The sequence below is a fragment of the Amycolatopsis sp. lyj-90 genome (assembly GCF_046549035.1).
Classification (GTDB): Bacteria; Actinomycetota; Actinomycetes; order Mycobacteriales; family Pseudonocardiaceae; genus Amycolatopsis.
Map to the genome: position 1 here is coordinate 998,362 of NZ_JAJPWP010000002.1, position 12,492 is coordinate 1,010,853.

At 68.3% G+C, this 12,492-nt stretch carries 9 protein-coding genes; 2 read left to right on the plus strand and 7 right to left on the minus strand.

The window, feature by feature from the left end; all coding sequences use genetic code 11:
- Positions 1-10 precede the first annotated feature (10 nt).
- The 4 genes from ACLJPX_RS10530 to ACLJPX_RS10545 form a co-directional block, all read right to left on the minus strand.
- A complete protein-coding gene (locus tag ACLJPX_RS10530) occupies positions 11-943 on the minus strand; it encodes a trypsin-like serine peptidase (protein ID WP_410599900.1) in 933 nt (310 codons plus the stop codon).
- Positions 944-1,134: 191 nt separating this feature from the next.
- Positions 1,135-2,100, minus strand: a complete 966-nt coding sequence (locus ACLJPX_RS10535; protein ID WP_410599901.1) for an FHA domain-containing protein — start codon at positions 2,098-2,100, stop codon at positions 1,135-1,137.
- Positions 2,097-2,630, minus strand: coding sequence for an RNA polymerase sigma factor (locus tag ACLJPX_RS10540; RefSeq protein WP_410599902.1), 534 nt, complete (start codon positions 2,628-2,630; stop codon positions 2,097-2,099). Before ACLJPX_RS10540 ends, ACLJPX_RS10535 begins: the two co-directional genes overlap by 4 nt.
- The gene (locus tag ACLJPX_RS10545; protein WP_410599903.1) at positions 2,627-2,839 is read right to left on the minus strand and encodes a hypothetical protein; all 213 of its coding nucleotides are present in this window, start codon (positions 2,837-2,839) and stop codon (positions 2,627-2,629) included. The genes ACLJPX_RS10540 and ACLJPX_RS10545 overlap by 4 nt, the downstream gene beginning before the upstream one ends.
- Before the next feature lie 92 nt (positions 2,840-2,931).
- On the opposite strand from ACLJPX_RS10545, the gene ACLJPX_RS10550 reads away from it, so the two are divergent.
- Positions 2,932-3,348 carry a hypothetical protein gene (locus ACLJPX_RS10550; RefSeq protein ID WP_410599904.1) on the plus strand — a complete coding sequence of 139 codons (417 nt, stop codon included), beginning with the start codon at positions 2,932-2,934 and terminating at the stop codon, positions 3,346-3,348.
- Here the strand turns inward: ACLJPX_RS10550 and ACLJPX_RS10555 are convergent, their stop codons facing one another.
- The 3 genes from ACLJPX_RS10555 to gltB form a co-directional block, all read right to left on the minus strand.
- A complete protein-coding gene (locus tag ACLJPX_RS10555; RefSeq protein WP_410599905.1) occupies positions 3,349-4,746 on the minus strand; it encodes an alpha/beta hydrolase in 1,398 nt (465 codons plus the stop codon).
- A gap of 113 nt (positions 4,747-4,859) precedes the next feature.
- Positions 4,860-6,368 carry a glutamate synthase subunit beta gene (locus ACLJPX_RS10560; RefSeq protein ID WP_410599906.1) on the minus strand — a complete coding sequence of 503 codons (1,509 nt, stop codon included), beginning with the start codon at positions 6,366-6,368 and terminating at the stop codon, positions 4,860-4,862.
- Positions 6,361-10,929, minus strand: a complete 4,569-nt coding sequence (gene gltB, locus ACLJPX_RS10565; RefSeq protein WP_410599907.1) for a glutamate synthase large subunit — start codon at positions 10,927-10,929, stop codon at positions 6,361-6,363. Before gltB ends, ACLJPX_RS10560 begins: the two co-directional genes overlap by 8 nt.
- Before the next feature lie 430 nt (positions 10,930-11,359).
- Here gltB and ACLJPX_RS10570 point away from each other — a divergent pair, with 430 nt between their 5' ends.
- Positions 11,360-12,424, plus strand: a complete 1,065-nt coding sequence (locus ACLJPX_RS10570) for a diacylglycerol kinase (protein WP_410600041.1) — start codon at positions 11,360-11,362, stop codon at positions 12,422-12,424.
- Positions 12,425-12,492: the final 68 nt, after the last annotated feature.

Below are 12,492 nucleotides of genomic sequence, written 5' to 3' on the forward strand. Positions count from 1 at the left end.
GCGGCGAAGATCAGGCGGCCTGCACCTTGTTGTAGAGGTTCTGCGCGTCCGTGCCGAAGTACGGACCGAACATGTACCCGGGCAGGAAGGTGTAGCCGAAACTGTTCACCGACGCCTGGACGCCGGTACCGGTCGCCTCACTGAAGTTGAGGAACCACGGGCCGCCGCTCGAACCGCCGGTCATGTTGCAGTTCATGCCGTGGTCCTTGGTCAGCAGGAAATCGGTGAACGTGCTTCCGCTGCAATAGATCAGCTTCGTACCGTCGTACGGCGCCGCCGCCGGATATCCGAACGTGTACATCGACTGGTTGCGCGCCTGGTTGAACGCGATCCCCTGCGCGCCGACGACGTCGGTCAGCTTCTGCCCGTTGAGCGGGTTGACCACGGCCGCGCCGATGTCGTAGTTCATGTCCTCGCTCGCTTCCCACTGCGGAGTGGTCAGCGTGCTCTTCGCGGCCCAGGTGCCGTAAGGCGTGTTGCCGTTGTCGTAACCGGGCGCGAAGGTCCAGTTGGTGTGCCAGGCACCCTGGTACTTCACGCAGTGCCCGGCGGTGATCACGACACTGCCGTTCGTGCTGGTGACCGCGTCGCCGGAGCACGAAGCGTTGCGCCCGCCCATGGTGAAGAACACGCGGCCGACGGTCTGGACGACCTTGCCCGCCCCCGTCCACGCGCCGCCGCCGTTGGGAATGCTCTGGATGATCGTGCTCTCACCCTTGGCGACGTCCTTGGGCGAAAGGTTCGGGGCCTTCACCAGCTGCTCGATCGGCACCGCCGACCGCATCCGCTCGGGCGTCCAGTAGGCCGCCACCGCTTGAGCGTCGACGGCCGCTTGATGGTGGACCGGTCCGGCGTGGGCGGGACTCGCGACCGCTGTCAGCGCTGTCACCGCCAGCCCCACGAGCGCCCCCAGGATCCCCGTCCGGGAAACCGTCCTCTTCATGGCGTACCACCTTTCGCCACCGGTGAATTGCCGTATGACCTGTACGGCATTTCGAAAGTATTTGTCCGGCTACCGGGCGTACAAGGGACCGTTCGGCCGCATCCGGGGCGGTGTATGGGCCGTTCGGCCCAGCACGGCGAACGCCGCGGGCGAGAACGTGAATCCTCACCCGCGGCGTTCGGGAAACGGCGCTATCCGACGCGGTGCCGGTCCTGCCTCAGCAGGTCGAGGTCGGCAGGCGTCAAGGTCGCGGACGTCAGCAATTCGCGGATCAGATTGCGCTTCAACGCGTCGCCGACCGGCTCGCCGACTTCCTCCTTCGTCAGCGCCGGGACACCGTCTCTCGCCAAGCGTGTGCGGACAGCGGTCACGATGTGCTCGACGCGTTTGGTGGTCCAACTGACTTCGGGCTGCAATTCCGCCAGCGAAGCGGCCACGGTCCGCAGGGACAACGGCCGCGGCTCCGGTTCGTGGAGCAGATAGCGCTGGCTGAGCATCGTGAGGACCACTCTTTCCCCTGCGGTGAGTCGCCAGGTCGCCGGAACCACGGTCTCGTCGTTCGGGCGCGCGACGGGGATCGCGTGGTCCCGCCCGACGACTCGCAGTTCCAGCGCGTGGACCCGGCCCGGCGAGCCTTCGACCAGCAGGGTCGAATAGCCCGGGCCGAGCGGGAGCGGCTCCCCGTCCGGCAGGACCAGGCGGAAGCCCAGCCTGATGGGCACCTTTCCGGTGTTGCGCACCCGCCAGAGACCGTCGTGGAAGGTCAGCTCACCGCATTCACGAGCGACCCGGCGATCGTCGACACCCAAGGGGATGTGGACGTCGTGATGGTTCCGCCCGAAGGAAACCCTCCGCCCTTCCCCCGGCTCGCAGGAATAGCCACCGTCGAGAGTCCGCGCGACGAGGGTGTTCAAGGAGGTGCCGGAATACGGCTGCTCCGAGTGGAAGGTGTGGACGACCGTCGCGGTGGTTCCGCCCACGGCCCTGACGAACTCCGCCGTCTTTCCGGAGCCGGTGGCGTGGGCGATCATCGAGTGGCCTGCCCGGCTCATGACGTCCCGCAGGCCCGCTTCGACATCGAACTCACTCTCGGCGGAAGTGGCTTCGTAGGCTTGCCGCACGAGCCCGCGAAGGGCCTCGTCTTCGTTCGCCGTCATGCCCGCTCACCTCCTCCATCGAGCCTTTCGTGCCGGTGGGCCAGCGGTCTCAACCGGACACGAAGCCTTTCCACCTGTGTCCGGACCGTGGACGTACTGATCTCGAGATACTCCGCGATCTCCGGGCCACTGAACTCCGCGAGGAAGTACAGGATCCCGATCATCCTCCGCCGGGCGGGCTGGTTTTCCAGAAGCAGCGTCACTTCTTTGTACAACGTCAGCCGATCGAGCACCTGCTCGGGGAAGTCGCCCGGCCCGGAAAACTCGTTTTCGTCGCCGAGGGGAACGAACCGGTTGTTGCGCCGGTACCAGTCGGCCACTTTCTTCGCGGCGATGCCGACCACATAGCGGCGGTTGTCGCCCGGAGGCCGCGCCTTGCGTTCGTGCCAGCGTTCGAACATCACCAGATAGGCGTCCTGCGCCGCGTCACCCCCGATTTCGCGGTCCCCCGCCAAGGAGTTCGCGATATCCCTGGTTCTTCGGGCGGTATCGGCGTAGAAGTCTTCGAATCGTTCCGAGTACTCGGTCATGGCCCCGATCGCTCCGCCGGACCACCCGTCACGATTTCCATTCCCCCACCGTTCGCGGTCCGGTCGACGACCCGCAGCCCCGTCGGCGCGAGTTCCACGAGGCGCTCGATGTTATGCCTCCGGGCGGCGTCCCGGCGCAACGCCACGAGGTCGCGGAAAATCGTGACGGCGGCCGGGACGACGATCGCGAGTACAGCCCACGATTCCATGATCATCACCTCCAGTCGGTTCGCTCATGCGGAGTACTCGCGACAGGCCGCTTGGGCGTCTACATCGTCACTCGAAAGAGTTAGGCTGACTGGTGGGGATTTCACGGAACGACTTCGCCCGGCTGGGCACGAAAGTCCTGGCACCGTGGGTATGGATACTTCTGACCGCGATCGTGGTCGTCGTGGGCGACACCAAGGGCATGGCCCGCCTGTCGCTCCTCGCGCTGGCCATCACGACACTGCTGGCCCTCGGGGTGGGTTCGCTGACCACCTACGGTTTCGGCTTCAGGATCTCGCCGCACGTGACGGCCACGTCCGCCGCGGTCATCCTGCTGACGTTCACCTTCGGGCCGCTGCTGCTGCTCGGCGGGCTCCTGGTGGCCTGGGCGTGCTGGTCGCGCATGAAGCTGGGTGAAGACGGCTACCCCGAAGCCGCCGCGGGAGCCATGCTGGGACTCCTCGCCGGCGGCCTCGGCTGGCTGGGCTTGATCTTCGTGCTGTTCTCCTGATCAAGCGGGGCAGTGCGAATCTGCGGCGGGAAGGACGCCGTCCCGCAGGTACCGGACGACGACGTCGTTCCCGCACGCGTTCTCCTTGGTGAAAACGCCGTGCCCGCCCGCGTCGACGGTGACGAACCTGGCCCGGCCGCCCAGCGCCGAGCGCAGTTCCCTCGCCCCTACCAGCGGTGTCGCCGGATCGCGGAGGTTCTGCACCAGCAGGATGTTCGACGGTCCACGGTCGGTGATCCGCACGGGGCGTTCGCGGCGCTCCACCGGCCAGAACGCGCAAGGGGTGATGTTCGCGGCGGCCGGGCCGAACATCGGATGCGTCACGTGAGCGCGTTCGACGGCTTTTTGGTACCAGCGCACGCTTTCCGGCCAGTCGGAGTCGTTGCACAGCACCTGCAGCTGGAGTGCCGCGTGGTTGTCGCCGTCGAGCGGCCCGCCCTGTGCCGACGCGGACGGAGTGGCCCATTGCTTCGCGAGGACGGGGAAGTTCGCGTCGTCGTACAGCGCTCCCCACGTGTCGGTCCGGATTCCCGGGCCGCGTTCTTCGGCCAGCTCGAAGAACTTCGCCGTCACTTCGGCGGGTGTCCGCCCGAGGTGGTAGACGTCGTCCCGCGCCGCCGCCCAGGCCGCGAAATCGCCGAACCTGTCGTCGAAACCGTCCGCGAACCGTTGGTGCGCCTGGACGTCCAGCCCCTTCGGGCCGACAAGGCTGTCCAGCACGATCCGGTCCGTCTTCGCCGGGAACATCGACGCGTAGGCGGCGCCGAGATAGCTCCCGTACGAGACGCCATAGAACGAGATCTTCCGCTCCCCCAGCGCCTCGCGGATCCGGTCCAGATCGCGGGCGGTGTTCGCGGTGGTCATGTGCGGCAGGAGATCCGCGGTCTTCGACGCGGCGCATTGCTCGGCCACCACCCGGGATTTCGCCGCCTTCCCGGTGACGTCACGGGGGCCGTCCGCATACGGGCCGACGAGGATGAACCGCTGGTCCCCGGTCAGGTCGCAGGTCACCGGCGTGCTGTAGGTGGTGCCGCGCGGATCGAAACCGATGACGTCGTAACTGTCGAGCAGGCCGCTGTGTCCCTGCCGCTGCGCGAGTTGCGCGGGCATCGCCAGACCGGGGCTCCCGGGGCCGCCGGGGTTCATCAGCAGCACGCCCCGGCGTTTCGGCGAGGTGCTCGCCTTCCGGGAAACGGTGAGTTCGATGGTCCGCCCGCCGGGGTCGGCGTAGTCCAGCGGGACCTCGAGTTTCGCGCATTCGAGGCCCGCCGTCGGCGAGGGTGTGACGCCGTAGTCCGGGCAGGGTGACGTCCAGCGCAGGGCCGGTGCCGCTTCGGCGGTCGCCGGGACGGCCACGGCGAGGGGGAGGAAAGCCAGTATCGCCAGCGTTTTTCTCATGCGGGAGAGCTTGGCGCGCGAGGCCGCCCTACCGCGTCGGCCCCGGGACGGATCCTGACCCTCCACCTTGGGTGGGAGGAACGCGCCGACGACGCTGTCGGCGCGAACCGGGATCAGACGACGGCGAGCGGAAGCGCCGTCGGGTGCACCGGCGAGGGCAGGTCCGAAGCGCCGGTGAGGTAGGCGTCGACGGCACTCGCCACCGAACGTCCTTCGGCGATCGCCCACACCACCAGCGAGGCACCGCGATGCGCGTCGCCGCAGACGAACACGCCGGGCGAGGAGGTCTGCCAGTCCACGCCGCACGAGAGCGTGCCGCGTTTGGTCAGCGACAGGCCGAGCCCGTCGAGCAGCGGCATGTGCTCGACACCCTCGAACCCGATCGCGAGCAGCACGAGATCGGCGGGCAGTTCCTCGATCTCGTCGTTGACCGGGATGACCTCGCGGCGGCCGGTTTCGCGATCCTTCTGGACCTTGACCTGCTGGAGTTCGACAGCGCGCACGTTGCCGTTCTCGTCGCCGACGAAGCGCTTGACCGCGACGGCGAACTTGCGCTCGCCCGCCTCCTCGTGCGCCGGGTAGGTGCGGAGGATGTACGGCCAGGTCGGCCACGGCGAGCGCTCGTCGTCCCTTGCGGACGGTGGCGTCGGGTACTGGTCCAGCTGGGTCACCGAAAGCGCGCCCTGCCGGGTCGCGGTGCCGTACGAGTCGGCCCCGGTGTCGCCGCCGCCGATGATGACGACGTGCTTGCCCGCCGCGTCCACCGGCGACGGGCCGTCGCCCTCGACGTACTTGTTGGCCGGGACCAGATGCTCCATCGCCAGGTGGACCCCGGACAGCTCGCGTCCCGGCGTCGTCGTGTCGTCGCGGCCGCGCAGCGCGCCCACGGCGAGCACCACCGCGTCGTAGCCCGCCCGCAGTTCCTCGACGGTCAGGTCGACGCCGACCTCGCAGCCGGTGACGAACTTCGTGCCCTCCTTGCGGAGTTGCGCGAGCCGCCGGTCGAGGACCTTCTTCTCCATCTTGAACTCGGGGATGCCGTACCGCAGCAGGCCGCCGAGCCGGTCGTCCCGTTCGTAGACGGTGACCTCGTGGCCGGCGCGGGTCAGCTGCTGCGCGGCGGCGAGCCCGGCGGGACCGGAACCGACGACCGCGACCCGCTGTCCCGACGACACCGCCGAGACCTGCGGCTGCACGTAGCCCGCTTCCCAGGACTGGTCGGCGATCGTCTGCTCGACCCGTTTGATCGACACCGGACCGCCGGACAGGGGCGAGATCGACAGGACGCAGCCCGCCTCGCACGGCGCGGGACACAGCTTCCCGGTGAACTCGGGGAAGTTGTTCGTCGCGTGGAGCCGGTCGCTCGCCGCGGCCCAGTCGCCGCGGCGCACCAGGTCGTTCCACTCCGGGATCAGGTTGCCCAGCGGGCAGCCGGAACCACCGGAGTGACAGAACGGGATGCCGCAGTCCATGCACCGCGAAGCCTGCTTGCGCACCTTTTCGTTGCGCTCGGCGGGTTCGACGTCGGCGTAGACCTCGCCCCAGGTGGCGAGACGTTCCTCTTTGGACTTCTTCTTAGGCTCTTCGCGTTCGTGCTTCAGGAAACCCGTCGGATCAGCCACGAGCGGCCTCCATGATCGCTTCGTCGACGTCGCGGCCCGCGGCACGCGCCGCCTTCGCCGCGTCAAGGACACGCTGGTAGTCGCGGGGCATCACCTTGGTGAACGCCGCCGAGCGGCGCGGCCAGTCGCCGAGCAGCGACGCGGCCACGGCCGAACGTGTGAGATCGTAGTGCTTCTGCACGGTCTTCTTGAGCCAGGCGAGATCCTCCGACGACGGCGTCAGGAGGTTGACCATCTCCTCGTTGACCCGGCCGCGGTCGAGGTCGAGCACATAGGCCTCGCCGCCGGACATACCGGCCGCGAGGTTGCGCCCGGTCGGGCCGAGCACCACGGCCTGCCCGCCGGTCATGTACTCGAAGGCGTGGTCGCCGACGCCCTCGGCGACCACCACGGCGCCGGAGTTGCGCACGCAGAACCGCTCACCGACCTGGCCACGCAGGAACATCTCGCCGCCGGTCGCCCCGTAGGCGAGGGTGTTCCCGGCGATGGTCTGGCCTTCCGCGGCGAACTTCGCGTCCGGATGCGGGCGCACGACGATCCGCCCGCCCGAAAGCCCCTTGCCGACGTAGTCGTTCGCGTCGCCGACCATGTCGAGTGTGATGCCGCGCGGCAGGAACGCGCCGAGCGACTGCCCGGCGGAACCGGTCAGCAGCACGTGGATCGTGTCCTCGGGCAGGCCCTCACCGCCGTAGCGGCGGGTGATTTCGGAACCGAGCAGCGTGCCGACCGTCCGGTTCACGTTCCGCACCGGCAGTTCGATACGCACCCGATGCGCGTCCTCCAGCGCTGCCTCGGCGAGCTGGATCAGCGTCCGGTCGAGCGCGTGTTCCAGGCCGTGGTCCTGCGTCCGCGTGCGCCGCTTCGCCCCGCCGTACGGGGTCTCTTTCGGCATCTCGAAGATCGGCGACAGGTCGAGCCCGGAGGCCTTCCAGTGCTCGATCGCCTTGTCGGTGTCCAGGATCTCGGCGTGGCCGATGGCCTCGTCGAGCGTGCGGAAACCGAGTGCCGCCAGCGTTTCCCGTACTTCTTCGGCGACGAACCGGAAGTAGTTGACGACGTGGTCGGCCTGGCCTGTGTACCGCTTGCGCAGATCCGGGCTCTGGGTCGCGACGCCGACCGGGCAGGTGTCGAGGTGGCAGACGCGCATCATGACGCAGCCTTCGACGATCAGCGGCGCCGTCGCGAAGCCGTACTCCTCCGCGCCGAGCAGCGCGGCGATGACGACGTCCTTGCCGGTCTTCATCGCACCGTCGACCTGCACGGTGATCCGGTCACGCAAACCGTTGAGCAGCAACGTCTGCTGGGTCTCGGCGAGCCCGATCTCCCACGGCGTGCCCGCGTGCTTGAGCGAGTTCATCGGGGAGGCGCCGGTGCCGCCGTCGTGGCCGGAGATCAGCACGACGTCGGCGTGCGCCTTGGACACGCCCGCCGCGACCGTGCCGACGCCGAGCGAGGACACCAGCTTCACGTGGATGCGGGCGTTCTCGTTGGCGTTCTTGAGGTCGTGGATCAGCTGGGCGAGATCCTCGATCGAATAGATGTCGTGGTGCGGCGGCGGCGAGATGAGCCCGACACCCGGCGTCGAGTGCCGCGTCCGCGCGATCCACGGGTAGACCTTGTTCGGCGGCAACTGCCCGCCCTCGCCCGGCTTCGCCCCCTGCGCCATCTTGATCTGGATGTCGTCGGCGTTGACCAGGTACTCGCTCGTGACGCCGAACCGGCCGCTCGCGACCTGCTTGATCGCGCTGCGCCGGGTCGGGTCGTAAAGCCGCTCGGGGTCTTCCCCGCCCTCACCGGTGTTGGACCGGCCGCCGATGCGGTTCATCGCGATCGCGAGGGTCTCGTGTGCCTCGGCCGAAATCGAACCGTAGGACATGGCGCCGGTGTTGAAGCGCTTGAAGATCGCCTCGACCGGCTCGACCTCGTCCAGCGGGACGGGTTCGCGCGCGCCCTCGCGGAAGGCGAACAGCCCGCGCAGCGCGCCGCCCTGGCGGTAGAGGCGGTGGACCTCGTCGGAGTACTGCTTGTACACCTCTTCGCGGCCGGTCTTCGTCGCGTGCTGCAACAGGAAGACGGTCTCCGGGGTGAACAGGTGCAGTTCGCCTTCGCGGCGGTACGCGTACTCGCCGCCGGTCTCGAGTCCACGGTGGACTCGATCGGTCGGGTTGTCCGGGTACGCGCGGCGGTGGCGCGTGGCGACCTCTTCGGCGAGCACGCCCAGGCCGACGCCGCCGAGTTTGGACGACGTCCCGGTGAAGTACTCGTCGAGCAGATCCTGGGCCAGGCCGAAGGATTCGAAGACCTGCGCCGCGGTGTACGCGCCGACGGTCGAGATGCCCATCTTCGACATGATCTTCAGGACACCCTTGACGAGCGCCTTGACGTAGTTCTGGATCGCCTTGGCGGGCTCGATACCGGTGATGGCACCGGTCGAGATCATGTCCTCGATGGTCTCGAAGGCCAGGTACGGGTTCACCGCGGCGGCGCCGTAGCCGAGCAGGACGGCGATGTGGTGGACCTCGCGGGCGTCACCGGTCTCGACGACCAGCGCGACGCGGAGCCTTTCCTTGGTGCGCACCAGATGGTGGTGCACCGAGGACACCAGCAGCAGCGACGGGATCGGCGCCATGCGGTGGTCGGAATCGCGGTCGGACAGCACGAGCGTGCGCGCGCCCGCCGCGATCGCCTCGGAGGCCTCGCGGCGGACCCGTTCGATCGCGGACGCCAGCGCGTCGGCCCCGCCGTCCACTTCGTACAGTCCGGAAAGGACACTGCACGCGAAGCCGGGGAGGTCGCCGTCGTCGTTGATGTGGATCAGCTTGGCGAGTTCGTCGTTGTCGATCACCGGATACGGCAGCTGCACGTGACGGCAGGAGGCCGGGCCGGGGGCGAGCAGGTTCCGCTCGGGGCCCATGATCCGGCTCATCGAAGTGACGAGCTCTTCGCGGATCGCGTCCAGCGGCGGATTGGTGACCTGCGCGAAGTTCTGCTTGAAGTAGTCGTAGAGCAGCCGCGAACGCTGTGACAGCACCGCGGGCGGGGTGTCCGAGCCCATCGAGCCGATCGGCTCCATGCCCTTGATCACCATCGGCGCGAGGAGGATCTTCAGCTCTTCTTCGGTGTAGCCGAAGGAAAGCTGGCGCCGCAGCACGGAATCGTGACTCTGCACGATGTGGTCGCGGTCCGGCAGATCGGCGATCTGCAGCAGCCCGGCGTGCAGCCAGCCCTCGTACGGGAGTTCCTTGGCCAGCTCCGACTTGACCTCTTCGTCGTCGACGATCCGGCCCGCCTCGGTGTCCACCAGGAACATGCGGCCGGGCTTGAGACGGCCCTTGGCCACGACGTCCGCGGGGGCGACGTCGAGGACCCCGGCCTCACTGGCCAGCACGACCCTGTCGTCGGCGGTGCGCCACCATCGGGCGGGGCGCAGGCCGTTGCGGTCCAGCACCGCGCCGACGAGCGTGCCGTCGGTGAAGGTGACACAGGCCGGGCCGTCCCACGGCTCCATGAGGCTGGCGTGGAACTGGTAGAACGCACGACGCTGGGCGTTCATCCCGGCGTGGTTCTCCCACGCCTCGGGGATCATCATCAGCACCGCGTGCGGCAGCGACCGCCCGCCGAGGTGCAGCAGCTCCAGCACCTCGTCGAACGAGGCGGAGTCCGACGCGTCGGCCGAGCAGATCGGGTACAGCCGGGTGAGGTCGCCGGTGATGAGGTCCGATTCCAGCAGCGCCTCACGGGCGCGCATGCGGTTGCGGTTGCCGCGGATGGTGTTGATCTCGCCGTTGTGCGCGACGAACCGGAACGGATGCGCCAGCGGCCACGACGGGAAGGTGTTGGTGGAGAACCGGGAGTGCACGAGCGCGATGGCGCTGGCGAGCCGGGTGTCGGTCAGGTCGGTGAAGAAGAGCGGGAGCTGCTCGGGGGTCAGCATTCCCTTGTAGACGATCGTCCGCGAGGACAGCGAAGGGAAGTAGGTGCCGCAGCCCGCGGTCACACTCTCGTTCTCGACGCGCTTGCGCAGGCAGAAGGCCAGGCGATCCAGTTCGAGCCCGCCGGGGCGGCTTCCGCCCGCTTCCTGGGCCGCGACGAACACCATCACGAAATGCGGCATGACCGAACGCGCCGTCGGGCCGATGTCGGCGCGATCGGCGTCGACCGGGACCTCGCGCCAGCCGAGGACGTCGAGGCCCTCTTCGGTGGCGATGCGCTCGATCAGGGCGACGGCCTTGCCGCGCTCCTCGGTGTCCGAGGGCAGGAAACCGATCCCGGTCGCGTAGGTCTGCTGACCGTCGGCGCCCGCCTCGGGGAGGGTGAAGTCCACTTCCGCGCGCAACAGCTCGTCGGGCAGCTGCACCAGGATGCCCGCGCCGTCGCCACTGGTCGGCTCCGCGCCCGCGGCACCGCGATGGTCGAGATTCGTCAGCGCGGAAAGACCGTCGGTGACGATGCCGTGCGACCTTCGTCCGCGGACGTCGGCCACCATGGCCACACCGCAGGAGTCCTGTTCGGATTCGGGATCGTAGAGACCTTGTTTGCCGGGAATGGCGGAGAAGATCATGAAGGGACCTCCTTCGTCGTCTGTGCTCAGCGGCCGGACGGGCCGGCCGGGGGAATGCGCACGGGACGACGATGGCCCGTTCGTTAGCGCGACTTTAACACCTAGGAAACATGTGGGCATCAGTTCATCGGACGAGAAAGCCCGCTGATGGTAACGATCTGGATGCCCGGAACGACACAGTTCCTGATGGGGTCACGGTAGTTCGTTCCGCTAAGTATATGTCCTGTTCCGGGATGCCACGAGACGCGGTGAAGCGACCCTAGTCACTCCGGGCAGGCGGCGCACGCTGGGGCTCGATAAATAGAACGTGTTACAGTTTTGCGGCAACGTCCCCTTACTGGAGGCGGGCGGCTCGATCATCGAAGTCGACGCATGCCTGCAGGCCCCGAACCTGGAACTGGGCCTGCCCGATCTGCAGGAGGCGAACGCCGTGCGCGTGGTCCAGTGGAGCACCGGGAACGTCGGCCGACACGCGCTGGCGGGGATAGCCGCGCGACCCGATCTCGACCTCGCCGGGGTCTGGGTTTCGAGTGAGGCCAAGGCCGGTGTGGACGCGGGGGAACTGGCCGGGCTCGGGCGTTCGCTCGGTGTCGCGGCGACCACCGACGCGGACGCGCTCATCGCGCTGCAACCGGACTGCGTGCTCTACACGGCGATGGCCGACGACAGGCTCGTCGAAGCCGTCGAGGACCTGAAACGGTTCCTGCGCGCGGGGATCAACGTGGTCTCCAGCAGCCCGGTGTTCCTCCAGTACCCCGAAGGCGTCGTCCCTGCGGAGATGATCGAGCCGATCCGCGAGGCGGCCAGGGAAGGCGGCGCTTCGCTGTGGGTCAACGGCATCGACCCCGGTTTCGCCAACGACTGGCTGCCGCTGGTGCTCACCGGCGTGTGCGAACGGATCGACGAGGTTCGCTGTCTGGAGATCCTCGACTACTCGACGTACGACCAGGCCAAGGTCCTGTTCGACATCATGGGCTTCGGGCGGGAAATGGACGACCTTCCCTTGCTGCTGCAGCCCGGAGTGCTGTCGCTGGCCTGGGGCAGCGTCGTACGGCAGCTCGCGGCGGGGCTGGACGTCGAACTCGACTCCGTCGAGGAGGTCTACGAACGGCTTCCGGCACCCGAGACGTTCGAGATCGCCTCGGGGACGATCAAGGAGGGCACGGCGGCGGCGCTGCGGTTCGAGGTGCGCGGCATGCGCGGCGGACGGGCGGTGTGCGTGCTGGAGCACATCACGCGGCTGCGCGGCGACCTCGGCCCGGAGTGGCCGCAGCCGTCCGGGCAGGGTTGCTACCGCGTCCAGGTGACCGGGGAGCCCAACTACGTGCTGGACCTCCGGCTGGTCGGGACCGACGGTGACCACAACACGGCCGGGCTGAAGGCGACCGCGATGCGGCTGGTGAACGCGATCCCGGCGGTGGTGGCGGCTCCGCCGGGGCTGCTGACGGCGCTGGACCTGCCTTTGGTGACCGGACGGGGCCTGGTCTCCCCCTGACGGCCCCACACACGCGCTATGAAAGGCCCGTTACTTGCAAATTTTGCAAGTAACGGGCCTTTCATAGC

What these genes read in the sequence shown, in the direction of transcription:
- ACLJPX_RS10555 (WP_410599905.1), bottom strand. Translation starts at nt 4,746, where the DNA reads ATGAGAAAAACGCTGGCGATACTGGCTTTCCTCCCCCTCGCCGTGGCC.
- ACLJPX_RS10535 (WP_410599901.1), bottom strand. Translation starts at nt 2,100, where the DNA reads ATGACGGCGAACGAAGACGAGGCCCTTCGCGGGCTCGTGCGGCAAGCC.
- ACLJPX_RS10540 (WP_410599902.1), bottom strand. Translation starts at nt 2,630, where the DNA reads ATGACCGAGTACTCGGAACGATTCGAAGACTTCTACGCCGATACCGCC.
- ACLJPX_RS10545 (WP_410599903.1), bottom strand. Translation starts at nt 2,839, where the DNA reads ATGGAATCGTGGGCTGTACTCGCGATCGTCGTCCCGGCCGCCGTCACG.
- ACLJPX_RS10530 (WP_410599900.1), bottom strand. Translation starts at nt 943, where the DNA reads ATGAAGAGGACGGTTTCCCGGACGGGGATCCTGGGGGCGCTCGTGGGG.
- gltB (WP_410599907.1), bottom strand. Translation starts at nt 10,929, where the DNA reads ATGATCTTCTCCGCCATTCCCGGCAAACAAGGTCTCTACGATCCCGAA.